The following is a 26,545-nucleotide window of genomic DNA, read 5'->3' on the forward strand; positions in this document are numbered from 1 at the left end:
CCTGGGCAATCAAGGATTTCCGTAGCAACTAAGGATGGTTCGTGATGAAGAGCGATAACAAGAAACACCCCTCGATGACGGGGCACCGCTACCTGCCCACGATGCTCAACCGCGCCGTGCTCTGCGCCCTGGCGACCCTGGGGACGGCCCAGGCCGCGCCTTACGTCGAGAGCGGCAAGCCCGGCGATCCGGGCAGTTGGCGCAGCGCCGAATTCGACGCTGAGTGGGGGCTGGGGGCGATCAATGCCCAGCAAGCCTACGCGGCGGGCTACACCGGTAAGGGCGTCAAGTTGGGCATTTTCGATCAGCCAGTCTACGCGGCCCATCCGGAATTCTCCGGCACCGACAAGGTCGTGACCCTGGTCACCAGCGGGATCCGCGAGTATACCGACCCCTACATTCCGGTGAAGGCAGGAGACCCGTTCCGCTATGACGGCTCCCCCACGGTGGGCTCCGATGGCAAGCTCGGTTCCCATGGTACCCACGTCGGCGGGATTGCCGCCGGCAGTCGCGACGGCGGGCCGATGCACGGCGTGGCGTTCGATGCGCAGATCATCAGCGCCGACAACGGTGACCCCGGTCCCGAGGACGGCATCATCCGGGGCAACGATGGCGCGGTGTACAAGGCCGGTTGGGATGCGTTGATCGCCAGCGGGGCTCGGATCATCAACAACAGTTGGGGCATTGGCATAACCGATCGCTTCGACCAGGGCGGTCGCGACCCGGCGTTCCCGCACTTCACGGTGCAGGATGCGCAGGTGCAGTTCGACCAGATCGAACCGCTGCTGGGCACCCGGGCCGGCGGAGCCTACGAAGGGGCCATCGCCGCCGCCCGCAGCGGAATCGTCACGATCTTCGCCGCCGGCAACGATTACAACCTCAACAACCCCGATGCTATCGCGGGCCTGGCGTACTTCGTGCCGGACATCGCACCGAACTGGCTGACCGTGGCGGCCTTGCAGATCAACCCTGACACCAGCAGTGCCGACCCATACACCATCAGCACCTTCTCTTCGCGCTGTGGCTACACCGCCAGTTTCTGCGTCTCGGCGCCGGGCACCCGGGTCTACAGCGCCGTGATCGGCGGCACCAGCCTCGACGACCTGACCGTCGGCTACGCCAACAAGAGCGGTACGTCCATGGCCGCGCCTCATGTGGCCGGCAGCGTGGCGGTGTTGATGGAGCGTTTCCCCTACATGACCGGTGCCCAGGTGGCCAGCGTCTTGCGCACCACGGCCACGGACATGGGCGCGCCAGGTGTCGACTCGTTGTACGGCTGGGGCATGATCAACCTGGGCAAGGCCATCGACGGGCCGTCGATGCTGGTCACCGCAGAAGATATACCGCAAGCCTTTCGTGTCGATGGCGCTTATGGCTCCGGTCAGTTCGTCGCGGACCTGCCGGGTATCGGCGCGGTCATCGACGCAGGCAAGCCCACGCAGCGGCTGTGCAGTGGGATCCAGTGCGGCCTGGATGTCTGGCGCAACGATATTTCCGGGCATGGCGGCCTGACCAAGGAGGGCATCGGCACCCTGGTGCTCACCGGTAACAACACTTACAGCGGACCGACCCTGGTCAACGAAGGGCGGCTGGCGGTCACCGGCTCCCTGGCCTCGGCCGTGACCGTGAACGACGGCGGTATTCTCGGCGGCAACGGTCGCATCTCCAGCCTGACGGCGAACCGCGGCGCCAGTGTGGCACCGGGCAATTCCATCGGAACCCTGCAGGTAGCAGGGGACGTGACGTTCCAACCCGGCTCCAACTACGCGGTCGAAGTCTCTCCCACCTCCAGCGATCTGATCGTGGCCGGTGGCAAGGCCATCATCGACGGGGCGACGGTATCCCTGTCCCTGGAAAACAGCCCGACACTGCTCACCGCCGGTGAAGTGAAAAGCCTGCTGGGCCGGCAATTCAACATCCTGCAGGCGACCGGCGGCATTGAAGGGCGCTTCGGTCAGGTGTTACCCGACTATGCGTTCCTGGGCGGTGACCTGGCGTACTCCGCCAGTGGCATCCAGTTGGCGGTGGCGCGCAACGCGACCTCCTTCAGCAGCCTTGGCCTGACGCCGAACCAGCGCGCCGTGGCGAGCGCCGCCGAGCAATTGGGCGCTGGCAACGCCTTGTATGAAGCGTTGTTACTGTCCCCCAGCGCCGCGGTGGCGCAACAGGCATTCCAACAACTGTCCGGCGAGATCCATCCCGCCATCGGCACGCTGCTGATCAATGACAGCCGTTACCTGCGCGACGCCGTGGTTGATCGGCTGCGCCAGGACGCGCTGTACGACGCTGCCGCTCCAACCGATGCCAATAGCAATGCCTGGGTCAAGGTCCTGGGAGCCTGGGGCAAAAGCGACGGCGGTAACGAAAACGCCAGTTCCACCAGCTCCATCGGCGGGCTGCTGGCCGGTGTGGACGGTCTGATCGCCGAGGGGACGCGGCTGGGCTTCGTCACCGGGTACAGCGACAGTTCATTGAGCATGGGAGATGGCACCCACTCGTCAGCCAAGGCAGACAGCTATCACCTGGGGGCGTATCTGGGGCATGAGATCGATGCCCTGCGCCTGACGGTGGGTGGTGCCTACGCCTGGCATCGCATCGATGTCCAGCGCGACCTGCAATTCGACGATGTGAACGGCCGGGAGAAAACCAAGCGTGATGCCCGGACCGCCCAGCTCTTCACAGAGGCGGCGTATCGCCTTGACCTTGAACCCGTGGCACTGGAGCCGTTCGCCAACCTGGCCTATGTGCACCTGGACAGCGACAGCTTCCATGAGAAGGGCGACTCCGCAGCCTTGCGTGCCGGTGACGACCGTCGCGACGCGGTGCTGTCGACACTGGGCGTGCGTGCCGGACATACCCTGGCGTTGTCCAAGACGCAGCAGTTGCAGCTGTCCGGCACCCTCGGCTGGCAGCACAACCTGAGTGACACCCGTTCCGAGCAGGACCTGGCGTTCGTCGGCGGTGGCAGCACCTTCGCGGTGCAGAGCGTGTCCATGGACCGCAACGCGGCGGTGGTGGGGGCCCGTGCCGGGCTGGCGGTGGCCAGGGATGTCCAGCTCAACCTGGATTACAACGGCCTGCTCGGTTCCCGGGACAAAAACCATGGCGTCGGCCTGACGCTGGACTGGCGTTTCTGAAACGTTGCCCGGCCGCTGCTGTGCGAGCGCGCCGGGCAAGGCATATCCACTCATTCCAACAACAAAAAGAGTGCAACAACCATGGGAATCTACGACTACAAGCACTTCGGCACCACGGAATCCAAGGCGCTGGTCAGCGATGCGATGGCGATCATGCTCTATTCCTATCACAACCTCGATCACGGTTTTGCCGCCGGGTACCAACAGAACGGCTTCGGTACCGGGCTGCCGGCGACCCTGGTGACAGCCTTGCTGGGTGGCACGGACTCTCAAGGCGTGATTCCCGGCGTGCCGTGGAATCCCGATTCGGAAAGGCTGGCCCTGGAGGCGGTGCAAAAGGCCGGCTGGACGCCCATCAGCGCGGCGCAACTGGGTTATGCCGGCAAGGTGGACGGCCGGGGAACATTCTTCGGCGAGAAAGCCGGCTATACCACCGCCCAGGTGGAAATCCTCGGCAAGTACGATGCCGACGGGCAGCTCAAGGAAATCGGAATTTCCTTTCGCGGCACCAGCGGCCCTCGTGAAAACCTGATCAGCGACTCCATCGGCGATGTGATCCATGATGTGATGGCCGCGTTGGGCCCCAAGGACTTCGCCAGGAACTACGTCGGCGAAGCCTTCGGCAACCTGCTCGGCGATGTCGCGGCATTTGCCCGGGCCCATGGCCTGACAGGCGAAGACGTACTGGTCAGCGGCCACAGCCTGGGCGGGCTGGCGGTCAACAGCCTGGCGGACCTGAGCGGTGACAAGTGGGGAGGCTTCTACAGCGATGCCAACTACATCGCCTACGCTTCGCCGACCCAAAGCGCCAGCGACAAAGTCTTGAACATCGGTTACGAGAACGACCCGGTGTTCCGGGCACTGGACGGCTCGACGTTCAACCTGTCGTCGGTGGGCGTGCACGACGCGCACCAGGACTCGGCGACCAACAACATCGTCAGCTTCAACGACCATTACGCCTCGGCGGCATGGAACGTGCTGCCGTTTTCCATCCTCAACATCCCCACCTGGATTTCCCACCTGCCCACGGGGTACGGCGACGGCATGGGGCGGATAATGGACTCCGCGTTCTATGACCTCACCGGCAAAGACTCCACCATCGTGGTCGCCAACCTGTCGGACCCGGCACGCAGCAACACATGGGTGCAGGATCTCAATCGCAACGCCGAGCCTCACACGGGCAGCACCTTTATCATCGGCAGCGACAAGGATGACCTGATCCAGGGCGGCCAGGGCAGCGATTACCTGGAAGGACGCGCCGGCAACGACACCTTTCGCGACAGTGGTGGCTACAACGTGATTCTGGGTGGGCAGGGCAGCAACACCCTGCAGTTGCAACAGTCGGTGAAGGATTTCAGCTTCGCCCATGACGGGGCGGGAACGCTGTACGTGCGTGACGCTCATGGCGGGATCAGCGTGACCCGCGATATCGGTACGCTGGTGAGCAGGGAGTCCGGCGCGTTCTGGGGGCTGCTCAAGGACGAGGTGAGCCACAGCGTCACCGCGAACGGCCTGGTCAGCGAGGGGCATGTCACAGCATATGCCTCAGCGGTCAAGGGCGGTGCGGCCAACGATACCCTGGTGGCGCGGGCGACAGGCGACTGGCTGTTCGGCCTGGACGGTCACGATGTGCTGGTAGGCGGGGCGGGGAGCGACACCTTCGTGGGCGGCTCGGGCAACGACGTGATGCAGTCCGGTGGCGGCCAGGACACGTTTGTCTTCAATGGCGCGTTCGGCCAGGACCGCATCAGCGGGTATGATGCCGGCGACACACTGGTGTTCCTGGGCGTCCAAGGCGCCGGCGCGGGTTACGACTATAGCCAGCACCTGTCGCAGGTGGGCAACGATACCTTGCTCAAGGTAGGCGACAGCTCCGTGACCCTGGTGGGTGTCGGACTGGCCCAGGTAGGAGGCGACAGCCTTGTGTTCGCCTGATTGATTTGATTCGAGGAAGACGAGAGAGGGGGCACTGACCAGGAGGGAAACCGGGCCGTCATGGCCTCGGCACCGTATGAGGTCATGTCCCCTTGTCACGTATGAGGAGAAGTACTGCAGTGAAGGGTAGACAAGGGTTGTTCATCGGTCTGATGGGGGCAATGGTTTCGGTTGGTGTGCTGGCGGATCTACCGGATCAATCGATCCTGACCCGGTATGGCATCTCTGCCGACCAGTTGCCCACGGCCGAGGATGACCACCGCGCAGATGCGCCTTCGCACCTGCCGCGTTTTGAGCTGCAGATGCCCAGGCCCTGGATCGGGGTGGACATCGAGGCGGCGAAGAGGCCGGGCATCACCGGAAACATCAGCATCGATCGTTCCAACCGGCAGGAATACGAGCATTGCCTGCGCATGCAGGAACAGTCCTTACGAAGGACGGGGGCTACCATCAGTTGCGACGAGGGCGGCCTGGCCCTGGAAATGGATGTCGATCAGTTCCGCTGAGCTAGAGCGGCCCCCAGGGGGCAGAGGGCCTGGAGAGGATCAGTCTTCCTTGCGGATCGTCGCCACTTCATCGGCGCGAACCCGGACTTTTTTGCCCGAGATGTCTTCGAATTCATAGAAGCCATCGGAGGTTCGGGTGTTGGGGGTGTCCTGGGTCAAATACTGGGTGCCGTTCTGCAGGGTCACCACGGTCGGCGTCGAGCAACCGGCCAACGCCAGGAACGCGGCAGCGGCCAACGGCAGGCCCAGAAATCTGATGTTCATATCCATAACCTCTCGATCAAAGGCGCGGTCAGGCTGATTCGACCGCGCCACTACTGTAGTTAACCGCCATTGGTCTCGCTTGTTGTAGGAAAGTTCATCGCTGGCCGCAGGATTTCACCTTTAAATATAGGAGACCGCTCATCTTTTGCAGTTGCCTGTGCCCTTCGTTGCTGATATCTGTACGCATAACCAGTATTCGTGACGCATCTTTCCGTGACCGCCAACCCCCTCGACGACCCGTTCTACTACCTGAACAACTTCCAGCAGGTACTCACCTGGTTGACGCAGCGTTATGCCGATGTGCTCAGCCCCGAGGAACAGCGCTTCATCGATGAGTTCGCAGCGGTTCCTCGTCCGTCCCAGGGGCTGCTGGTGCGGATGGTGATGCGCAAGGGGCTGCGCTTTCGGCACAGCAAGTTGAACTACTCGGAAATCGGTGACATTGCCACCGCCGTGGAACCGCTGCTGGCCCTGGGTTGGGTCGCCGAACAGGCTCCCGTAAGCCTCACCGACTTGTTCGACGTACTGCTCAAACCGGAAATCCTCCTGTGCCTGGGGCACCTGATCGAGCGGCCCAAGGCGAAGAAGACCGAGTGGCTCCAGGCCTTGGGCGAGCAGTTCAACGAGCCGCAGCCGTTCCACGCCTGGTGCCCGCAACTTGAGGATCGGCTGTACAGCTTGACCATCATGGGCATCTGCGACCGTCTGCGGCTGATGTTCTTCGGCAACCTCTATCAGGACTGGTCGGAATTCGTGCTGGCGGACCTGGGCATTTTTACCTATGAAACCGTGGCGTTCAGCGCCGAATCACGAGGCTTACGCAGCCGTCGGGACGTGGATGCCTGCGTTTTCCTGTACGAATGCCAGCAACGCCTGGAGGCCGGTGAGCCGCCGCAAGACGTCGTCGCCCAGGTCAATGCCCTGGAACTGGACAATCCGTGGCTGGAGCGGCGTCGGGGCAAACTGTTGTTCCAGATCGGCCAGTACGGCGAGCGCATCGCCGATTTTGCCCTGGCACTGGGTATCTATCGCCATTGCACCTACCCTGGCGCCCGTTTGCGGATGATCCGTGTGCTGGAGCGCATCGGCGAGTACGACCTGGCCCTGGCATTGAGCGAAGAGGCTGCACGGGCGCCCCAGGATGCGGCCGAGGCCCAGGCCCTGCTCAGGATCGTGCCCCGCCTGCGGCGCAAGCTCGGCGGGCCGCCGGTGCCGCGCCTGCTGGCCCGGGAAGTGGAGCGACTGGACTTGCAACTGCCGCGCATCGACCCGACCCTGTCGGTGGAGTATCACGTCCAGGTCCATCTGCACGACGAAGCCGCCCCGGTGCATTACGTCGAGAACAGCCTGATCAACTCGCTGTTCGGGCTGCTGTGCTGGCCGGCGATATTCGCGCCGTTGCCCGGGGCGTTTTTCCACCCGTTCCAGCGTGGTCCGGTGGACCTGCTCAACGAAGATTTCCATGCCCGTCGCGCCGAGTTGTTCGCGGCCTGCTTCGCCGAGCTGGACGACGGCCGCTATCGCCACACCATCATCCGGCGCTACGTGGAAAAGCGGGGCATCCAGTCGCCGTTCGTGTTCTGGGGCGCCTTGTCCGAAGAATTGTTGAACCAGGCGCTGGACTGCCTGCCGGCCGAGCACCTCAAACACTGGTTCAACCGCCTGCTGCTGGACATCAAGGCCAATCGCGCCGGCATGCCGGACCTGATCCAGTTCTGGCCGCAGCACAAGACCTACCGGATGATCGAAGTCAAAGGCCCCGGCGATCGCCTGCAAGACAATCAGTTGCGCTGGCTGGAGTTCTGCCATGAGCACCGGATGCCGGTCGCCGTGTGCTACGTGCAATGGATGGAGCAGGGCGCATGAGCCAGGAGCCGGTGTACAGCATCGCCGTGCGGGCACTCTGCGAGTTCACCGCCAAGACAGGCGATCTGGACCTGCGGTTCACCCCATCGCCCACGGCCCTGGAGGGCATCGTCGGCCACCGCACCGTGGCGTCACGGCGCAGTGAGGGGTATCAGGTCGAAGTCAGCCTGGAAGGTAGCTACCGTGGGGTGAAGGTCAGGGGCCGGGCCGACGGTTATGACCCGCAGCGCAATTGCATCGAGGAAGTGAAGACCTACCGGGGCGACCTGTCGCGGCAACCGGCCAATCACCGTCAGTTGCATTGGGCCCAGGCGAAAATCTATGGCTGGCTGATGTGCGACAGGTTGCAACTGCCGCGCATCGACGTGGCGTTGGTGTATTTCGACATCGTCAGCGAAAAGGAAACCCGCCTGACGCAAAGCTTCGAGGCGCCACAACTCCAGACCTTTTTCGAGGAACAATGCACGTTGTTCCTGGCCTGGGCCGGGCAGGAGGTTGCCCATCGGCAGGCGCGTAATGACGGCGCACAGGCCCTGGCCTTTCCGCATGCCGATTTCAGGCCGGGCCAGCGGCACCTGGCCGAGTCGGTGTTCAAGGCCGTCAGCACCGGTCGATGTCTGATGGCGCAGGCACCCACCGGCATTGGCAAGACCGTCGGTACCCTGTTTCCGATGCTCAAGGCCCTGGCGCCGCAGAAGCTGGACAAGGTGTTCTTTCTCACGGCGAAGACCCCGGGCCGCAAACTGGCCCTGGATGCGGCACGGGTGCTGACCCGCAGCGCGCCGTCGATGCCGTTGCGGGTATTGGAGATGATCGCCCGGGACAAGGCTTGCGAGCATCCGGATAAAGCCTGCCACGGCGAGTCTTGCCCGCTGGCCCGTGGGTTCTATGATCGCCTGCCGGCTGCCCGCCAGGCCGCGAGCCAGGTCACGCTGCTGGACCAGGCCGCGTTGCGAGAGATTGCGCTGGCCCACCAGGTGTGCCCGTACTACCTCAGCCAGGAAATGGCCCGTTGGGCCGATGTGGTGGTGGCCGACTATAATTATTACTTCGATTTCAGTGCCTTGCTGTTCGGCCTGGCCCAGGCCAATGGCTGGACCGTCGCGACCCTGGTGGACGAAGCCCATAACCTGGTGGAGCGGGGCCGGCAGATGTACAGCGCGATCCTCGACCAGTCGACCCTGGCCGCCGTGCGCAAAACCGCTCCTGAGCCCTTGAAGAAAGCCCTGCAGCGGGTCAATCGGCAATGGAACGCCTTGCATGGGCCGCAAGTGGCGGTCTACCAGGCTTATGACCAGGCGCCGGACAAGCTCCTCCAGGCGTTGGCGCAATGCACCGGCGCTATCGGCGACTACCTCAACGACCATCCCCAGGGCCTGGACAGCGGATTGCAGGCGTTCTACTTCGATGCGTTGCAGTTTGGCCGGGTAGCGGAGTCGTTCGATGAGCATTTCCTGTTCGACATTCACAAGCGTGAGCCGCAAAGCACGCGCAGCCGGTCCACCCTGTGCCTGCGCAACGTGGTACCGGCCGACTTCCTGCGGCCAAGGTTCACCGCGTCTCGTAGCAGCGTGCTGTTCTCTGCGACCCTGAGCCCCCGGCACTATTACGCCGATCTGCTGGGCACCCCGACGGACACGGTATGGATCGATGTCGAGTCGCCGTTCCAGGCCGAACAGCTGGACGTTCATGTGATCAGTCGGATCTCCACCCGTTTTGCCCATCGCCAGGCCTCCCTGGAACCGATCGTCACCTTGATGGCCCGTCAGTTCCGCGAACGGCCGGGCAACTACCTGGCGTTCTTCAGCAGTTTCGATTACTTGCAGCAGGTGGCCGGACTGTTTGCCGAGCGACACCCGGACATTGCCACCTGGGCACAATCGCGAGGCATGGGGGAAGTGCCCCGGCAAGCGTTTATCGAGCGCTTCCAGGCGCACAGCCAGGGCATCGGGTTTGCGGTACTGGGCGGGGCGTTCGGTGAGGGCATCGACTTGCCGGGCTCGCGCCTGATCGGAGCGTTCATCGCCACCCTGGGCCTGGCGCAATTCAACCCGGTCAACGAGCAGATCAAGCAGCGCATGACCGCCATCTTCGGCGACGGTTATGACTACACCTACCTGTATCCGGGCTTGCAGAAAGTCGTTCAGGCCGCGGGAAGGGTCATTCGCACCCAGCAGGACCGTGGCGTGGTCATGCTGATCGACGACCGTTTCGGCGAGGCCAGGGTGCGGCACTTGTTGCCGCGTTGGTGGTCAGTGACGGAGGAATACCAGCAGATTGCCCACCCGAATGTTCCGTCGGGCTTGCCTGGTGCTTTTTCCTGAGAGCAGACTTGCCCCATATTTCGCGAAACGCCTCCACGGATGCCTTGGCCAACATGCCCGATAACGACAACAAGCCCATCCTCATCAACGAAGAACAGCGTTTTCGCCTGCTCATCGATGCCGTGGTCGACTACGCCATCTACATGACCGATCCCACGGGCATCATCATCAGCTGGAATTCTGGAGCCCGACGCTTCAAGGGCTATGAGGAAGCGGAAATCATCGGCCAGCACTTTTCCCGCTTCTACACCGAAAAGGACCGTGCTGCCGGCCTGCCGCAGCGGGCGCTGAGTACCGCCGCCCGGGAAGGTCGCTTCGAAGGCGAAGGCTGGCGGGTGCGCAAGGACGGCACGCAGTTCATGGCCCATGTGGTCATCGACGCGATCCGCAGCGACACCGGCGTACTGCTGGGCTTTGCCAAGATCACCCGCGACATCACGGATGTCACCCAGGCGCAGTTGGCCTTGGAACAAGCCCGAGAAGCATTGTTCCAGTCCCAGAAACTGCAAGCCATCGGTCAACTGACTGGCGGTATCGCCCATGATTTCAATAACTTGCTGACGGTGATCCTCGGCAACCTGGAGATCGTTCGCAAGCGCATGCCTGGCGACCCCAAGCTTGCCCAACTGCTGGACAACGCGACCCAGGGCGCGTTGCGTGGCGTTTCGCTGACCCAGCGGATGCTGGCGTTCGCCCGTCGGCAGAAACTGACGTCCGAATCGGTCCAACTGCCGGCCCTGGTACAGGGCATCAGCGGTTTGCTGCAAAGCTCCCTGGGCCCATCGTTCCACATCCAGACCTCCTTTGCCCCTGGCCTTTCCCCCGTGCTGGCGGACGTCAACCAACTGGAACTGGCGATCCTCAACCTGGCGACCAACGCCCGTGATGCCATGCCCAACGGCGGGCGCATCCTGATCGCGGCCGATGAGCGACGGGATACCCCGGCCTTGCCACAGGCCGCCATGAAGCCCGGGCGCTATGTATGCCTGTCGATCATCGACGAGGGCGAGGGCATGGATGAAGCGACCCTGGCCTCGGCCGTCGAGCCGTTTTTCACCACCAAGGGGGTGGGCAAGGGTACGGGCCTGGGACTGTCCATGGTCCATGGCCTGGCGGAACAGCTGGGCGGCCGCCTGCTGCTGCTCAGCGAAAAGGGCGTGGGCACCACCGCTGAGCTGTGGCTGCCGGTGGCGCAAGCCCAGGTATCGGAGAAGACCCAGGTGCAGGAGTCGGCTTCACTGATGACCCAGGAGTTGCTGGTGCTGGTGGTGGACGATGACAGCCTGGTGCTGACCAGTACCCGGCTGCTGATCGAAGACCTGGGACACCGGGTCCTTTGCGCTTCTTCCGGGGCCCAGGCCCTGGAGTTGTACGAATCCAACCAGGACATCGACTTGGTGATCACCGACATGGCCATGCCGCAGATGGATGGCGCGCAGTTGGCGAAGCTGCTTCGTGACCGGCAGCCCACCTTGCCCATCGTCCTGGCCACTGGTTATGCCGAACGCCTGGAAGGTTTCGCCACGCAATTGCCGCGCCTGACCAAGCCGTTCAAGCAGATCGATCTGGTGAAGGCCATCGGGCAGACGATGAAATGAACGCAGGGGGCCCGGTTCGTAGCGCTATGTGGTGTTCTTCCTGAACCCCCGCAGGTTCATGGCACACAGACAGAACTGCAACACGATCAGTGCGTAGGCATCCGTGTGCAGACCCCAGATCACCCACAGGATATTGCTCGCGATGAAACAACTGAACCCAGCCACGCGCCGGCGTGGCTGGCGCGAGCCGATCAGCCAGGCCGCCAGTACCGTCACCACCATCGCGGGCCATTGCACCCATCCTACATAATCCACCGCTTGCTCCTCGTGCTTCCGATGATCTACAGACCGCAGGCGGCGGCCCGGCGTTTCGTTGGACCGGCGGTCCATCGACTTGAACTTGCCCGATGGCGCGTTCCTCCAACGAAGCTGAATCATCATCGAGGAATGACCTGCGTAATGCCCCGTATTCTGACCAGCCAGACCCAGGAAGAAGAACTGACGGAACACAAGGCCAAGCTGTTCGGCTCTCCCAAGGAGCGGCTGGATTTCTATCGACGGGAGATCCAGTACGAAACCAGCATCCTGGCCAATCGAACCGATGCCTACCTGGCCGCTCAATCCTTCCTGGTGATCGCCTTCGCCTCATGCATGGCCAACCTGAACCCGGAGTGGGGCAAGTTGTTCACCCTGGTGGTTCCACCGTTCCTGGCGCTGCTGGGGTTCTTGAGCTCCCTCAATGCGTGGCCGGGCATCCGCGCGGCCTACGAGATCATCGATCACTGGCATTTCAAGCAAAGCGAGCTGCTGCGCGCCGAGCCGATGATGGGACTGGTCTATGACGAGTCGCCGCTGTTCAGCGAGCGGGAATCGACCCACAAGGGCTACCGCAAGTCGCTGCTGTTTTCCCTGCGCACGCCCTGGATCTTCGCTACGTTCTGGGTACTGCTGGGAGGCTATTCGATCTTTATCCAAGTGACCGATCCCGGGGGCTAGCCTGTTCTCGCTGTTGGTGACGCTCATACCAGGCCAGGATGGGTTGGGTGCTCAGGCCGTGAACCAGGATGCTCAGGGCCACCACCGACAACGTGAGGTCGATACCCAGTTGCGCCACGTGTGGTTGTAACTGATGGTTCAAGGCAAAAAACAGATAGAACAGGCTGCCGATGCCCCGTATGCCGAACCAGCCAATCAGCAGTCGCTGATGTCCGTCCAACAATGGCCCCCAAGGGATCGCCAGGACGCTCAGGGGGCGAATCACGGCAAACAGCAGGGCACTGATGACGACGGCGCGCCAATCCCAATGGTTGACCAGCACCACCCCCAGCAGGGTCACCAAAAACACCTCCATGGCGCGCTCCACCAGACTGCCGAAGGCCAGCATGTCGCCCATCATGACGCCAGCGGCCACCTGTCCTTCATCCAGGGATTGCGTGTCGCCCACCAGCGCCTCGGGCGGCGCGACGGTCTCATGGCCCACCACCGGTTGTACCAGGTGCTCGGCGGGCGGTGCATCCTTGTCGGTGGAGGCGACCTCGGCCTGCCGCAGGCCCAGCCCGGCGGCGAACACCGAGAGAAAGCCATAGCCCTGGATCGACTCGGCGGCGACATAGGCCAGCGCGATCAGCGCCAGGGCCAGGTAATCGTTGGGGGAGAGGGTGCTATCGGCATTTCTGATGCGCATCGACAAGGTGAGCTTGCCGATCCCGCGTCCCATCCAATAGCCCACCAGCAAGCCGGCCGGAACAGCCCACAAGACATTGAGCAAAGTCCACTGCAGGAGGAAACCGCTGCCGTCCTCGCGCAGCATCAGCAAACCCAGGATCACGAACGGAAATGCCGTACCGTCGTTCAACCCTGCCTCGCCGGACAGGCCAAAGCGCACCCGGTCGTCATCACGGGCATCGTTGACTTGCACCAGCGCCGCCAGCACTGGATCAGTGGGCGCCAGCATCGCGCCGATCAGTAGCGAAACACCCCATCCGAGGCCGAACAGATAATGCAGTGTCAGGCACAGGCCGGCGATGGTCAGAATCATCACGGGACCGGCCAACCCATAGGCCACGCGCCAGGTGCGATTCTTGAAAGGCAGACGCAACTTGAGGCCGCTGACGAACAACGAAAACACCACCGCGATTTCGGTGAGGTGCTCCATCCATACCGAAGAATCGCCGATGTCCAGTCTCAGCAAGTCGAGCCCCAACGGGCCGATGGCGACACCCAGCACCAGGCACACGGCCGATGTGGTTACCGGCATCCAGCGCAGGTAAGACGAGGTCAGAGCCAGGGTCAATAACACGGCACCGAGCACGGCTACCCACACTGAAAAAGTCATCGGTGCTCCTTGATCCAGATGGCGAGGGGATTTTGCATCTGGTTATTCGTTCGAGGCATGGCGAGTCGATACGGTTCCGTTTATCCGGCTGCCATTCGATTCGAGGGAATTTTTCTTCCCGCGCAGGGCTCTGCAATGGAAGAGACGTGTTGTTCAGCGTCCTGCCGAGAACTGAAGAGGCCCTTATGACTGCGCTGACATCCCTGCACCAGCCTGCCACCGCGGGACCGTTTACAGATGCACCGTTCACCGAGGCCGGTACCGTGCGCCAATGCTACGAGCGACTGCTCCAGGGCCCTGACGATACCGACAAACAAGCCATGGCCCAGGCGTTTCTCCAGTCGTGTCTGGAAAAAGCCGCTGCCTTGCCCCAGGAAATCCCCGATGACCCGGCAACGCTGCAAGCCTGGGTCGAAGAGCACAGCGCCGGTGTGGCCCGGCAGTATGCCGAGTATCTGGAACGTCGCAAAAGCGGCGGGCCCCGAGAGTTTTTCAGCAGCAAAGCCCATGCGCTGTACTTCCTGCAAGCCGTCGCACCGACCAAACTGGTCGACGGTGCCTGGTTGTACGGCGTGCTCAAGCACTGGCACGACCATCGCTTCGAAGGGCTGCTGTGCACCTACCTGGAAGAGCTGGGGGACGGTAATCCGGCGCAGAACCATGTGGTGATCTATCGCAAGTTGCTCGCCGAGCATGGCCTGCCGGACGCTCCGGACATCGATGACGAGCGTTATCTGCAAGGCGCGGTGCAACTGGCCCTGGGGTATGCTGGCGATGAATACTTGCCCGAGGTGATCGGTTACAACCTGGGCTATGAACAACTGCCCTTGCACCTGCTGATCAGCGCCTATGAGTTGAGCGAACTGGCCATCGACCCGTACTACTTCACCTTGCACGTCACCATTGACAACGCCAGCACCGGCCACGCTCACAAGGCCGTGCAGTCGCTGCTGCAATTGATGCCGATGGAAGCCGACCGCGAGGCCTTCTGGCGGCGGGTCACCCTGGGTTATCGCCTCAATGACCTGGGGCAGGGCAGCCGGACGATCATCGAGGCATTCGACCTGGATCGCGAAGTGCTCGACATGCTCGAACGCAAACGTCCGTTCGGCCAGCACATGCATTCAGACTACTGCAAGTTCCAGGGCAAGACCGTCAACCAGTGGCTGGCCGAGCCCGGTCAACTGGAAGGTTTCCTCCAGGCGCTGCAGGACAAGGGTTGGATCAAGCGCCACGAAGACCCGCAGAACAGTCGCTTCTGGACCCTGATCGAAGGAGCGGGCGCTGCCATGTTCGGGGTGTTCAGCCCTTACGAAAAGCAGTTGCTGCACGACTGGATCGCCGGGGATTGGCTGAACGAGCGCAGCCGCAGCGCGCCGCGGCGCAATCAAGGGGCCGCCTGCGAGCCTCGGATGCCGATGGAGGATCCCGATGTCCGCAATCTGCAACAGGGCCTGCGCGGAAAGGTCCCTGATGAACAGATGCGGATTCTCATCCCCTGGCTCTCGGCCCGCTGCCACAGCCATCCGGCCGGGTTGCTGGCCACCCGTCGGTTCATCGAACTCAAATCCGTACTTCGCTAGGAGCCCTGCATGAATCAGGAAGAACGCCTGTCCGAACCCGACCTGGCGCTGTTGCAGCTGGGCCGTCGTCTGCAAGCCGACGGTTATCGCTTCGTCACCCCGACGCCCTTGACCCATGAGCGGGTCAACGCACGCCCTGGCAACGAACGGTCCAGGACGTTGCGGGACGTGTTCGGCTGGTCGCGTCCGTTTGCGCCAGGACTGATCTCCGCCGACGAGCAACGCCAGTTGCAAGAGGCCGAGGTGTTGGAGGAGCGCGATGGCCTGCTCAGCAGCCGGGTACGCTGGTCGAGCCTGGACGGCCTGCTGTTCGCTCATTCACGGTTTCCCACCCAAGCCGCCGACGCGGTGTTTTTCGGACCGGACACCTACCGCTTCGCCCAACTGATCCATGCCCATCTGCAAGAGAATTTCACCGCCGTGCATAGGGCCGTAGACATCGGCTGCGGCGCCGGTGTCGGGGCAATCGTGATTGCCCGTGCCCGACGCGAGGCCCAGGTGCTGGCCCTGGATATCAACCCATTGGCCTTGCGCCTGAGCGCGGTCAACGCCGCGTTAGCGGAGGTGAGCAATGTCGAGATCGCCCACAGCGATCTGTTCCAGAACGTGGAAGGCCAGTTCGACCTGATCGTCGCCAACCCGCCGTACATGGCTGATCCGGCCGAGCGTGCCTATCGCCACGGTGGCGGAACCCTGGGTGCCGGGCTGTCGCTGCGCATCGTCGAGCAGGCCTTGCCCCGGCTTACGCCCGGCGGCTCGCTGGTGCTCTACACCGGCGTGGCAATGGTCGACGGTCGTGACCCTTTCCTGGAGGCGTTGGGCGCATGGCGCGATTCACCTGAGTTTGGCTGGACCTACAAGGAATTGGACCCGGATGTCTTTGGCGAGGAGTTGCTGACACCGGGTTATCAGGACGTGGAAAGGATCGCCGTGGTGGCGTTGGTTGTAACCCGCATTGGCGCGGGAACCGGAGGGATCATCGATGAACAGGCGTCTGAAGTTCGGCATTGAAGAGGAATATTTCCTCACCGACCTGCAAACCCGCAGCATGCCCGGACAACCGTCGGCGGCCGCCGTCGCGGCTTGCCGGACCGAGTTGGGCAAGCATTTCGCCCATGAGATGTTCCAGAGCCAGATCGAGATGGCGTCGCCCATCTTTCGCAGCCTGCCCGAGGCCGCCGATTTTCTGATACAGGTGCGTGCCGGGTTGACCCAACGCCTGGCACCTTATGGGCTGGGGCTGCTCAGCGCCGGTTCGCACCCCATGGCGACCCAGGATTTGCAGCCCACCGATGAGCTGCATTTCCAGCAATTGTTCGACGACTACCAGCGGGTGGCGCGGCGCAGCGTGCTGTCGGGCTTGCATGTGCACGTGGAGGTGCCGGCCGACCGGGACCGGGTCAAGGTGATGAACGAGGTCCTGCCCTGGCTGCCGATGTTCCTGGCCTTGAGCGCATCGTCACCGTTCTGGAATGGGGCCTACAGTGGCTTCAGCAGCTATCGTCAGGTCGCCTGCGATGAGTGGCCACGGATGGGGGTGCCGGAATATTTCGAGAACGAATCGGCTTTCGCCAGCTACGTCGACCTGCTCATGCGCACCGGCTCGATTCGTCAGGCCAGCGATTGCTGGTGGGTGATACGGCCTTCGTCCCGCTATCCGACCCTGGAACTGCGGATCTGCGATGCCTGTCCCCGGGTCGAGGATGTGCTCTGCCTGGTCTCGCTGTTTCGCCTGATGGTGGCCCATGCCGTCGCCCAACCCAAGCCAGGTGCCCGGTACAGCCAGATGTCCCAATGGATCCTCAAGGAAAACCGCTTGCGGGCCAAGCGCCACGGCACCCTGGCGGAGTTCATCATCGAAGGGCAGGAGCAACCGGTGCTCATCGGTGAATGGTTGACCATGGCCGAGCAGACCTTTGGTGACGCCGCAGCAGCACTCGGGGTCCAGGACGTTTTCAAGCAGGCTCGACGGATCGTCCAGGAAGGCACCAGCGCCGACCGTCAGTTGGTGCTCTACGAACAGGGGCTGTTGCTGGGAGACTCCATCGAGCAGGCCTTGGGCCGGGTTGTCGATCAACTGCTCTCCGAAACCGCCGGGCTGCCTGTTGCCAGCCCGCAATTGCCCCAGGCCGCAGGTGCATGATGGCAAGCAAGACCCTCGACGACTACAACCGCATGCGCGATTTCGCCGCCACCCCGGAGCCGGCGGCGAAGCGCTCGCGTCGAGCGAAAAAGGCGGCCCATGCCCTGCAGTTCTGTATCCAGAAGCACGACGCCACGCGCCTGCATTACGACTTCCGGCTTGAACTGGACGGTGCGCTCAAGAGCTGGGCGGTACCCAAGGGCCCGTCCCTGGACCCCAAGGCCAAGCGCCTGGCGGTGCATGTCGAAGACCACCCGCTGGACTATGCGACGTTCGAGGGCAGCATTCCGGAAGGGCACTACGGTGCTGGCGATGTCATTGTCTGGGACCGGGGCGTCTGGATTCCCCAGGGCGATCCCCACGAGGCCTACGAAAAGGGCCGGCTCAAGTTCGAATTGCAAGGCGAGAAGCTCGCCGGGCTGTGGAACCTGGTGCGCACCCACATGCCCGGCAAGCAGGAGCAGTGGTTCTTGATCAAGCATCAGGACGAAGCGGCCCGCCCGGAAAGCGAATATGACGTGGTCCAGGCCGAGCCCGACAGCGTGCTCAGCGACCGTACCATCGTACCCAAGCGCCGTGGCAAGGCCGCCGCAGCCAAGGCCGTGAAACAGCCGGAAAAAGCTTGCCCGCCAAAGCCGTCGAAAAAAGCTTCCAGGACCACCCTCAGCGGTGCGGTACCGGGGCCGATCCCGGAGATGCTCAAGCCGGAACTGGCGACGTTGGTGGAAAGCGCTCCCGACGGCGAATGGCTCTACGAGATCAAGTTCGACGGCTACCGGGTCATGGCCCGTATCGAAGACGGTGACGTTCGCCTGATCACCCGCAACGGCCATGACTGGACCCATAAATTGCCACGCCAGGCAGAAGCCCTGGCCGGGCTGGGGCTGGAGTCGGCCTGGCTCGATGGGGAAATGGTGGTGGCCAACGAGGATGGAGTACCGGACTTCCAGGCCCTGCAGAACGCCTTCGATGCGGGCAGCAGCGGCAAGATCGCCTACTACCTGTTCGACCTGCCTTATCTCAATGGCATGGACTTGCGCAAAGTGCCGGTGCAAGAGCGGCGCGCGGCGCTGGCGGCGGTGCTCGAACGCAATGAGGACCCGCTGCTGCACTTTTCCGATGCCTTTGAGGAAACACCCGAAGCCCTGCTCAACAGCGCCTGCCAGATGCGCATGGAAGGGTTGATCGGCAAGCGAATGGGCAGCGCCTACGTGTCCCGGCGCAGCAACGACTGGATCAAGCTCAAGTGCAAGAATCGCCAAGAGTTCGTGGTGGTGGGCTTCAGCGAACCCAAGGGTGCACGCAGCGCCTTCGGTGCGCTGCTGCTGGGGCTGCATGACGCCGACAGCGGCGAGTTGCGCTACGCCGGCAAAGTGGGCACGGGCTTTAACGAAACCACCCTCAAGAGCATCTATCAGCAGCTGTTGCCCCTCGAGAAGAAAAAAGCCGCGGTGGTGAATCCGCCCACCGGCTACGAGGCCAAGGGCGTGCATTGGCTCGAACCCAGCTTGCTGGCCGAAGTGGCATTCGCCGAGATGACCAAGGAAGGTTCGGTGCGGCACGCGGTGTTCCATGGTTTGCGCAACGACAAGCCGGCCAAGGACATCACCCAGGAGAAGCCCAAGCCGGTGAAAGATTCAGCCGATACGAAGAAGGCCAAGACCGCCGAGACCGCCCGTGCGCCAGACAAACCCAAGGCGAAAGGCAAGGCCAAGGCGTCTGTGGCCCAAGGCATGGATGGCAAGGTGCGCATCACCCACCCGGACCGGATCATCGATGCCACCAGCGGCACCACCAAGCTGCAGTTGGCCGAGTATTACGCCAGCGTCGCCGAATTCATCCTGCCGGAATTGGCCGAGCGTCCCGTGGCACTGGTGCGGGCGCCGGATGGCATCGCCGGCGAACTGTTTTTCCAGAAGAACGCCGAGCGCCTGGCCATTCCGGGCATCACCAGCCTGGACAAGTCAGTCACCGGACACCCGGTGATGATCATCAACAATCCCGAGGCGCTGATCGGCGCGGTGCAGATGAGCACGGTGGAACTGCACACGTGGAACGCAACGACGGTGGACCTGGACAAGCCTGATCGCTTCGTCCTGGACCTCGACCCGGATCCGGCGCTGCCCTGGAAAAGCATGGTGGAGGCCACGCAGCTGACCTTGTCGGTGCTTGATGAGCTGGGCCTGAAGGCATTCCTCAAGACCAGCGGCGGCAAAGGCATCCATGTGGTGGTGCCATTGACGCGCAAAGCGGGTTGGGACGAGGTGAAGGGCTTCAGCCACGCCATCGTCAGCCACATGGCGAAGTTGCTGCCGGACCGTTTCTCCGCGGTGTCCGGGCCGAAGAACCGGGTAGGGCGGATCTTCATCGATTACCTGCGCAACGGCCTGGGGGCTACCACCATCTGTGCCTACGCTGCCCGCACCCGGGAAGGGTTGCCGGTGTCCGTGCCGATCTATCGCGAAGAGGTGGCCGAACTCAAGGGGGCAAACCTGTGGAACATCCACAACGTTCATGAACGCCTCGCCGAGGTGGGTCATGAACCCTGGGCCGAGCTCAAGAAAACCCGCCAAAGCATCACCGCCGACATGCGTCGGCGGATCGGCATGAAGAAAGCGGGTAAATGACCCTCATCCCGCCGGGAAGCGCAGGTACTCAGGCTGCAGCACGTTGAACCAGAACAGGATCATCTCCACCAGGATGGTCACCAGGACCAGCAGCCCCACGCCCCAGACACTGGCCGAATACAGCAAGCCTTGTTCCTTCTTCAGGTTCATGAACTTGGGCAGGCCAACGAACAGAAGGAAGGTTGCGTAGGCCGACGCCGCCAACAGCACAATGGCCGCCAGCCAACGGTTGGGGTAGAGGCCCAGAAAACCGGCGAGAAAGTAGGGCGTGGCGGTATAGGCCGCAAAACCGATGCACTGGTTAAGCGTGGGACGAGCCTCGAAGGTACGCGACATCCAGCGGATGAACGCGCCCATGAGCACCACGCCCGCCACGATGGTCAGGTACAGCAGCACGCACAGCTGCAAGGCGCTGGCACTGTTGAGGCGTACCGTTTCATTCTCGGCCAGGCTCCAGCCGGTCCAGGTGGTCCCGATGAACAGACACACCGTCGGGATCAGGGCCAGCAACAGCAAATGGGCGAGGTAATGGCTCGGATGAGCCTGTTCCTGTTCGCGGATGTCTTTCCAGGCGAACTCCGGATGGGTGAACAGCTTGACGAGGGGTGCTGACATGACGACCTCCTATCGAGACAGCCTCTGCGTGAGGCCCATGTGGTTTTGAGGTGCGGGATTTCCCTGGGGTTTCATTTATTTGCAGCTTCAAGGAGGCGATGCGATCAAAGGGAATGAATGACGGCGACGGCGGTCAACCCATCAGAATCTGTTGAAGGATCCATGTGTCATGACTGTCGCTCATTCACTGGTTGCTTATCTGCATGACCATAACCTGCGCCTGACCACTGCCGAGTCCTGTACCGCCGGCCAGATCGTCACGCTGCTGGCCGAGGTGCCGGGCAGCGGTTCGCTGATCGAAAGTGGCTACGTGGTCTATTCCCCCGAGGCGAAACAACGGCTGCTGGGGGTCAACCCTCGCACCATCGATACCTTCAACCTCACCAGTCGTGAAGTGGCCGAGGAAATGGCCTTGGGCGCCTTGCATGACGCCAATGCCAATGTTTCGGTCGCCACCACCGGCATTCTCGGCCCCGACGACATGGACGGGATTCCCGCCGGCACCGTATGTTTTGCCTGGGCCTTCGATATCCAGGGCCAACGGGCGCTGTTCAGTCGCCAGGAGCGCTTTTTCGGTACGCGCAGCCAGGTCCAGCTATGGGCTGCCGAGCATGCGCTCCTGCAGCTGCGACACTTCCACCAGCGCGCCTTGGCGGGAGAGCGCAGGTAGCAGGCAGGAGGCGTGCATGAACGAAAACACCGATTCCGACGATTTCCACAATCGGGTATTTCCGGTACGCGAAGACATGGCCTACCAGCTCAAGGTCTGGCGCTTCGAGCGAGTGGGTTGGTACGTGCTGGTGCTGTTGGTGATTCTGACACTGGCGGGGCTGTTCTCCCGTGGCCCCCTGAGTAGCCGTGACGCACAAAGCAGTGATGGCCGGCTGAGGGTCAGCTACGAGTTGTTTCATCGCAACGGCTCCACCCATCCCATGGTCCTGCAGCTCAAGGGCCAGCCGGATGCTCTGCTGGAGGTGGAGCTGGGCGGTGACTGGATGGATGGGTTCGACGTGCAGACGCTGCAGCCCCAGCCTGTACGTTCGGCAAGCGCGGGGCAGGGTATGAAACTCTGGGTCCAGGCCGATGCCCGGGGCGAGGCGAGTCTTCACCTGTCCCTGCTCAGCGAAGGGCTGGGCATGTACCACAGCCGTATCGCCATGCCCGGTGGCGTGGCGGTGAGTTTCGATCAATTCATTTTTCCGTAGGTGACGTATGGATTCGGTGCTGCGGGCCGCCGTGATGTACCTGGCATTGATGGTGCTGTTCAAGATCGCCGGCCGTCGTTCCCTGGCGGACATCACCACTTTCGACTTCGTGCTGCTGATGATCATCGGCGAGGCGACTCAGCAGGCTCTGCTGGGGGATGACTTCTCGTTGACCAATGCGTTGATGGTGATCGTGACGCTGATTGCCATCGACGTGGGGCTGTCGCTGCTCAAGCAGCGTTCAAGTTGGGTGTCACGGCTGATCGATGGCGGGCCGACCGTGATCGTCGAGGATGGCCGGCTCCTGCGGGGGCGCATGCGGCATGCGCGGTTGATAGAGGAAGACATCATGGAAGCGGCGCGTTCGAGCCAGGGCATCGAGACCCTGGCGCAGATCAAGTTCGCGATCATCGAGCGCAACGGGAAAATATCGGTGATCCCCAAGGAGTCGTCCTGACGGGCGAGGGATAAGCTCTCCCTCGCCCGTGCCGCCGCAGCTTCAGAGCATCGGCTTGCCGCCGGTAATGCCATAGCGTGACCCGGAAATGTAGCTGGACTCATCCGATGCCAGCAGCACATAGATCGGCGCCACTTCCACCGGCTGGCCCGGACGGCCCAGGGGGGTCTGGGAACCGAAATTCTGCACCTCTTCCTCGGGCATGGTCGCGACGATCAGCGGCGTCCAGATCGGCCCTGGCGCCACGCTGTTCACACGGATGCCCTTGGGGCCGAGCATTTGTGCCAGGCCACCGGTGAAGTTGGCGATGGCGCCCTTGGTCGTGGCGTAGGCCAGCAATGTCGGCTTGGGCATGTCGGAGTTGACCGAACTGGTGTTGATGATCGAGCCACCGGCCTTCATGTGCGGTACGGCTGCCTGGCAGATCCTGAACATCGCGGTGATGTTGATATCGAAGGTGCGAACCCATTCTTCATCTGGAATGTCTTCCAGGTTCTCGTGGGTCATCTGGAAGGCGGCGTTGTTCACCAGGATGTCGATATGCCCGAAGCGGGCCACGGTCTCGTCAACCGTCTTGCGACATTGCGCCTTGTCCGCGAGGTCCCCTGGCAACAACAGGCATTGGCGGCCGGCCTGCTCGACCCAGCGGGCGGTCTCCCTGGCGTCTTCGTGTTCGTCCAGATAGGCGATGGCCACGTCGGCGCCTTCGCGGGCAAAGGCAATCGCCACGGCGCGACCGATGCCGCTATCGGCCCCGGTGATCAGAGCGATCTTGTCCGCCAAGCGCCCGGAACCGGTGTAGCTCTGTTCGCCGCAGTCCGGATACGGGTCCATCTTGTACTGAGTGCCGGGTACCGGTTGGCTCTGTTTCGGAAAAGGTGGGAAAGGGTAGTCGGCCATCGTCGTTCTCCAGGGCAGGTTGAAGTTGCGTTGCAGGGTGGACTGCCTGCCTTCGGCCAGAGTTCGGTTGGATCACCGCATCGGTCGATGAGCGTGGCGCGGAGCGTTTCGGCGACCGCTCATCTACGACAAGGAACGCCTTGGAACAGGCGTCATCCAACAGCCATGCGTGTTCAACCGGGAGATGGACGTGTTCAGCCACATACAGATCGGCGCGCGCGACCTGCCGAAAATGATCGCGTTCTACGATGCAGTCCTCGGCTGCCTGGGGTTGGTGCGCATGGAAAGTGAAGACGATTCGGGCCCGCCGGGAGAAGGCTGGCATCAACCCGGAAAGCACTGGCCTCAGGTGTTCGTGCAACTGCCGTTCAATGGCCTGCCCGCGACCTGGGGCAACGGCATGCAAGTCAGCTTCGCCGCCGACTCACCGCAAACGGTGCGCGCCGCCTGGGAGCTGGCGATCGCCATGGGGGGGCACGACGAAGGCCCTCCAGGGCTGCGTCCGCGTTATTCAGAAGGGTATTTTGGGGCGTACTGCCGGGATCCGGAGGGAAACAAGCTGTGTTTCGTGTACACGCCGGACATGCATGAGTGAAGCAGGCAGTTGTGAGCGAAGGCGCTCGCAACTGCCACCGCTCAGCCTCTGGCTTTCAGACTGCGTTCCATCCGTGCGATGCCTTCCTCCAGCAGCGCCCGCGGACAGCCAAAGTTCAGGCGCACGAATTGCCTGGCATCGTCTCCAAAATCCAGGCCGGCGCTGAGTCCCACCCTGGCCTTGTCGAGGAAGAACGCCTGTGGGTCCTCCAGCCCCAGTCCCGAGCAGTCCAGCCACGCCAGGTAGGTGCCCTGCGGTACGGTCATGATGATGCCAGGCAGGCGGGTCTTGACGGCCTCGACCAGGTAATCGCGGTTGGCTTGCAAATACCCCTTCAAGGCGTCAAGCCAGGGGCCGGCTTCGCTGTAGGCCGCTCGCGTCGCCTCCAGGCCCAGGGCGTTGACACTGTCGACCATGCCGGCCCGGGCGTTGTTGACCCGCTCGCGAACCTTGGCGTTCTGGATGATGGCGAATGAGGTTTTCAGGCCGGCAATGTTGAAAGCCTTGCTGGCGGACATCAGGGTGATGGTGCGCTCGGCGATTTCCGGGCTCAGGGATGCAGTGGGGATGTGCACGCGACCATCGAAACAGAGTTCGGCATGAATTTCATCGGAGATGATCCAGGCATTCTGTTCCAGGCAGATGTCCGCCACGGCCTTGAGCTCTTCTCGCGCAAATACCTTGCCCAACGGATTATGAGGATTGCTCAACAACAGCGCGCCGCCGCCGTTCAGTGCCTCGCGCAACGCCGCCAGCGGCGTGTGGAACTCACCGTTGAGCGCGTTGAACGGCAGCTCCACCTTGTTCAGCTTCCAGTGGCCTGGGGCATTGCGCAGCGGCGGATAGTTGGGCACCTGCACCACCACGTTCTGGTCCGCCTCCACCAGGGCGTGCAGCGCCATGTTGAAGCCCGGCTCGACTCCCGGCAGGAAAACGATCTGCTGGGGTTCCACGCGCCAGGCATATTTATTCCACAGATCCGCCACGATGGCTGCCCGCAGGTCGTCCTGGGCCACGCTGTAACCCAGCATCGGATGTTCCAGGCGTTTGCGCAGCGCATCGATGACCACCGGCGGGGCGGGGAAGTCCATATCGGCCACCCACATCGGCAGCACGTCGGCCGGATAGCGACTCCACTTGGTACTGCCGGTGCCGTGGCGGTCAAATACGGGGTCGAAATCGAAAGTCATGATCGTTCCATCGGGTCGCAAAGGAAATGGCGCACATGATAAAGCAATCGGCCGGACACTTCGCGTCCGCGTCGCGTGCACGCTGATATTCGGGCGTCCGTTTGTTCGCAACCGTGCTAATTTCTAGCAAGTCGACGCGCAAATTTTCAAGGATGACACGATGTCCAAAGGATCTGTTTATCTGGCTGGCCTGGTCATGGCGGTCTGCTCAAGCTTTTCCACCGCACCGTTGGCTGATAAGGAGGCCCGTGTCTACACCGGTACGCTGGGGGACATACCGATCGTGCTGGAGCTCGATTCCAGCTCTGGCGAGGGCCGCTATTTCTATCGCAAGTACCGCAAGGACCTGCTGCTCAGCGGCAAGAAACAGGGCCAGACGCTGGTACTGGACGAAGGCCAACGTCGGCATGACGGCGATGCGCCGGGGCCGCAGCTGCATCTGGTGGCCACGGCCAACGGTCTTGACGGCGAATGGCGCAGTGGCAAAGGCAAGGTCCTGAAGGTCGAACTCGAGCCGGCCAGGCTGGCCGATGTGCCGGGCGGAACGTTGCCCTATATCGCCCGACTCCGCGACAGCGCGCCCTACGAATACCTGCGTCTGCAGGGCATGACGCTCAAGCCGGGCAAGACCGAGACGTTCAATGGCTACTCGTTGCAATGGTGGATCGAGCCGCAGACGAAGTTGACATTATTCGAAGTGGTGTCGGGCTACAGCGTCGAAGAGCGGCAGCGGATCAACCAGCAATTGTTGGGGCGCCTGTGGCAGGAGGTGGTGGGGTACTACGGGTGCCTGGCCGGTGGTGAGGCAAGCACCTACGAACAAACGATCAAGCCGCTGCTGATGACGCCCTCGGTCATCAGCGTGAATATCGGCACGGCGTACAGTTGTGGCGGTCCTTATCCGGATCACAACAACGTTGCGCTCAATCTCGATGCGAAGACCGGCCAGTCCCTGGTGCTCGAGGACGTGCTCTGGGTCGGCGAAGGCAAGCCGTTGCATTACGACGAACTCGACAGCCAGAGCGACGCGTCCGCCGACGGATTCGAGGCCTTCTCCGCCTACCGTTCCAACGAGTTCGCGCCCTGGCTGGTGGCGCAGTTCCTCAAGCTTTATCCGAACCCGATGAGCAGCGACGCAGAGTGCGCGTACAGCGAGGAGGATCCATGGCGCTTCCCAACTTGGTACTTTACGGACAAAGGTCTGATGATCGAGCCTTCCTTCCCCCATGTCGCCGCGGCGTGTGGTGGCGTCGAATGGAGCGTCCTGCCCTATAGCCTGGTCAGCAAGCATCCCGGTGGAGTAGCGCTGCAGTTGCCCTGAGGAG

Annotated in this window: 22 protein-coding genes; 16 read left to right on the forward strand and 6 right to left on the reverse strand. The window is 62.6% G+C overall.

Annotated elements, in window-relative coordinates:
• The first annotated feature begins 74 nt into the window (after positions 1–74).
• From LCU97_RS05335 to LCU97_RS05345, 3 genes are all read left to right on the forward strand, one after another.
• Positions 75–3,137: an autotransporter serine protease gene (locus LCU97_RS05335; RefSeq protein WP_232775927.1), complete on the forward strand. Its 3,063-nt coding sequence runs from the start codon at positions 75–77 to the stop codon at positions 3,135–3,137.
• An 81-nt stretch (positions 3,138–3,218) separates the two neighbouring features.
• Complete coding sequence (locus LCU97_RS05340; RefSeq protein ID WP_232775767.1) at positions 3,219–5,072, forward strand: polyurethane esterase; 1,854 nt, start codon at positions 3,219–3,221, stop codon at positions 5,070–5,072.
• Positions 5,073–5,191: 119 nt separating this feature from the next.
• A complete protein-coding gene (locus LCU97_RS05345; RefSeq protein WP_232775768.1) occupies positions 5,192–5,578 on the forward strand; it encodes a hypothetical protein in 387 nt (128 codons plus the stop codon).
• Between the two features lie 39 nt (positions 5,579–5,617).
• Here the strand turns inward: LCU97_RS05345 and LCU97_RS05350 are convergent, their stop codons facing one another.
• Positions 5,618–5,842: a YgdI/YgdR family lipoprotein gene (locus LCU97_RS05350; RefSeq protein ID WP_053151286.1), complete on the reverse strand. Its 225-nt coding sequence runs from the start codon at positions 5,840–5,842 to the stop codon at positions 5,618–5,620.
• A gap of 213 nt (positions 5,843–6,055) precedes the next feature.
• On the opposite strand from LCU97_RS05350, the gene LCU97_RS05355 reads away from it, so the two are divergent.
• From LCU97_RS05355 to LCU97_RS05365, 3 genes are read left to right on the forward strand one after another with little or no spacing between them, the layout of a single operon-like run.
• Positions 6,056–7,708 carry a VRR-NUC domain-containing protein gene (locus LCU97_RS05355; protein ID WP_232775769.1) on the forward strand — a complete coding sequence of 551 codons (1,653 nt, stop codon included), beginning with the start codon at positions 6,056–6,058 and terminating at the stop codon, positions 7,706–7,708.
• The gene (locus LCU97_RS05360; protein WP_232775770.1) at positions 7,705–10,032 is read left to right on the forward strand and encodes an ATP-dependent DNA helicase; all 2,328 of its coding nucleotides are present in this window, start codon (positions 7,705–7,707) and stop codon (positions 10,030–10,032) included. The genes LCU97_RS05355 and LCU97_RS05360 overlap by 4 nt, the downstream gene beginning before the upstream one ends.
• A gap of 53 nt (positions 10,033–10,085) precedes the next feature.
• Positions 10,086–11,630 (forward strand): response regulator, encoded by a 1,545-nt coding sequence (locus LCU97_RS05365; protein ID WP_053151289.1) that lies wholly within the window; start codon positions 10,086–10,088, stop codon positions 11,628–11,630.
• Positions 11,631–11,654: 24 nt separating this feature from the next.
• Here LCU97_RS05365 and LCU97_RS05370 read toward each other — a convergent pair whose 3' ends face one another.
• Entirely contained in the window at positions 11,655–11,885 is a 231-nt protein-coding gene (locus LCU97_RS05370) for a hypothetical protein (RefSeq protein ID WP_053151292.1), read from the reverse strand.
• 144 nt (positions 11,886–12,029) lie between these two features.
• On the opposite strand from LCU97_RS05370, the gene LCU97_RS05375 reads away from it, so the two are divergent.
• Complete coding sequence (locus LCU97_RS05375; RefSeq protein ID WP_053151103.1) at positions 12,030–12,566, forward strand: hypothetical protein; 537 nt, start codon at positions 12,030–12,032, stop codon at positions 12,564–12,566.
• On the opposite strand, the gene LCU97_RS05380 is transcribed toward LCU97_RS05375, so the two are convergent.
• A complete protein-coding gene (locus LCU97_RS05380) occupies positions 12,538–13,905 on the reverse strand; it encodes a cation:proton antiporter (RefSeq protein WP_232775771.1) in 1,368 nt (455 codons plus the stop codon). The two genes, LCU97_RS05375 and LCU97_RS05380, sit on opposite strands and share 29 nt — an antisense overlap.
• A gap of 185 nt (positions 13,906–14,090) precedes the next feature.
• Between LCU97_RS05380 and LCU97_RS05385 the strand changes: the two genes are divergently transcribed.
• From LCU97_RS05385 to ligD, 4 genes are read left to right on the forward strand one after another with little or no spacing between them, the layout of a single operon-like run.
• A complete protein-coding gene (locus LCU97_RS05385; protein WP_232775772.1) occupies positions 14,091–15,488 on the forward strand; it encodes an iron-containing redox enzyme family protein in 1,398 nt (465 codons plus the stop codon).
• A gap of 9 nt (positions 15,489–15,497) precedes the next feature.
• A complete protein-coding gene (locus tag LCU97_RS05390; protein WP_232775773.1) occupies positions 15,498–16,499 on the forward strand; it encodes a methyltransferase in 1,002 nt (333 codons plus the stop codon).
• On the forward strand, positions 16,471–17,631 hold the full coding sequence (locus LCU97_RS05395) for a carboxylate-amine ligase (RefSeq protein ID WP_053151114.1): 1,161 nt from the start codon (positions 16,471–16,473) through the stop codon (positions 17,629–17,631). Before LCU97_RS05390 ends, LCU97_RS05395 begins: the two co-directional genes overlap by 29 nt.
• Complete coding sequence (gene ligD, locus LCU97_RS05400) at positions 17,631–20,258, forward strand: DNA ligase D (RefSeq protein WP_232775928.1); 2,628 nt, start codon at positions 17,631–17,633, stop codon at positions 20,256–20,258. Before LCU97_RS05395 ends, ligD begins: the two co-directional genes overlap by 1 nt.
• Before the next feature lie 3 nt (positions 20,259–20,261).
• On the opposite strand, the gene LCU97_RS05405 is transcribed toward ligD, so the two are convergent.
• A complete protein-coding gene (locus LCU97_RS05405; protein WP_232775774.1) occupies positions 20,262–20,873 on the reverse strand; it encodes a Yip1 family protein in 612 nt (203 codons plus the stop codon).
• A 169-nt stretch (positions 20,874–21,042) separates the two neighbouring features.
• Between LCU97_RS05405 and LCU97_RS05410 the strand changes: the two genes are divergently transcribed.
• Genes LCU97_RS05410 through LCU97_RS05420 form a run of 3 tightly spaced genes read left to right on the forward strand, consistent with a single transcriptional unit; the run spans position 21,043 to position 22,535 of the window.
• Positions 21,043–21,543 carry a CinA family protein gene (locus LCU97_RS05410; protein WP_232775775.1) on the forward strand — a complete coding sequence of 167 codons (501 nt, stop codon included), beginning with the start codon at positions 21,043–21,045 and terminating at the stop codon, positions 21,541–21,543.
• Between the two features lie 16 nt (positions 21,544–21,559).
• A complete protein-coding gene (locus LCU97_RS05415; RefSeq protein WP_232775776.1) occupies positions 21,560–22,078 on the forward strand; it encodes a hypothetical protein in 519 nt (172 codons plus the stop codon).
• A gap of 7 nt (positions 22,079–22,085) precedes the next feature.
• Positions 22,086–22,535 (forward strand): DUF421 domain-containing protein, encoded by a 450-nt coding sequence (locus tag LCU97_RS05420; RefSeq protein ID WP_053151126.1) that lies wholly within the window; start codon positions 22,086–22,088, stop codon positions 22,533–22,535.
• Between the two features lie 42 nt (positions 22,536–22,577).
• On the opposite strand, the gene LCU97_RS05425 is transcribed toward LCU97_RS05420, so the two are convergent.
• The gene (locus LCU97_RS05425) at positions 22,578–23,435 is read right to left on the reverse strand and encodes an SDR family oxidoreductase (protein ID WP_053151129.1); all 858 of its coding nucleotides are present in this window, start codon (positions 23,433–23,435) and stop codon (positions 22,578–22,580) included.
• Between the two features lie 190 nt (positions 23,436–23,625).
• On the opposite strand from LCU97_RS05425, the gene LCU97_RS05430 reads away from it, so the two are divergent.
• Positions 23,626–24,030, forward strand: coding sequence for a VOC family protein (locus tag LCU97_RS05430; RefSeq protein ID WP_053151295.1), 405 nt, complete (start codon positions 23,626–23,628; stop codon positions 24,028–24,030).
• Positions 24,031–24,071: 41 nt separating this feature from the next.
• On the opposite strand, the gene LCU97_RS05435 is transcribed toward LCU97_RS05430, so the two are convergent.
• Positions 24,072–25,220, reverse strand: coding sequence for a MalY/PatB family protein (locus LCU97_RS05435; protein WP_232775777.1), 1,149 nt, complete (start codon positions 25,218–25,220; stop codon positions 24,072–24,074).
• A gap of 160 nt (positions 25,221–25,380) precedes the next feature.
• On the opposite strand from LCU97_RS05435, the gene LCU97_RS05440 reads away from it, so the two are divergent.
• On the forward strand, positions 25,381–26,541 hold the full coding sequence (locus LCU97_RS05440) for a hypothetical protein (RefSeq protein ID WP_053151135.1): 1,161 nt from the start codon (positions 25,381–25,383) through the stop codon (positions 26,539–26,541).
• The last annotated feature ends 4 nt before the right edge of the window (positions 26,542–26,545 follow it).

The sequence above is a fragment of the Pseudomonas uvaldensis genome (assembly GCF_021271205.1).
GTDB classification, from domain to species: domain Bacteria; phylum Pseudomonadota; class Gammaproteobacteria; order Pseudomonadales; family Pseudomonadaceae; genus Aquipseudomonas; species Aquipseudomonas uvaldensis.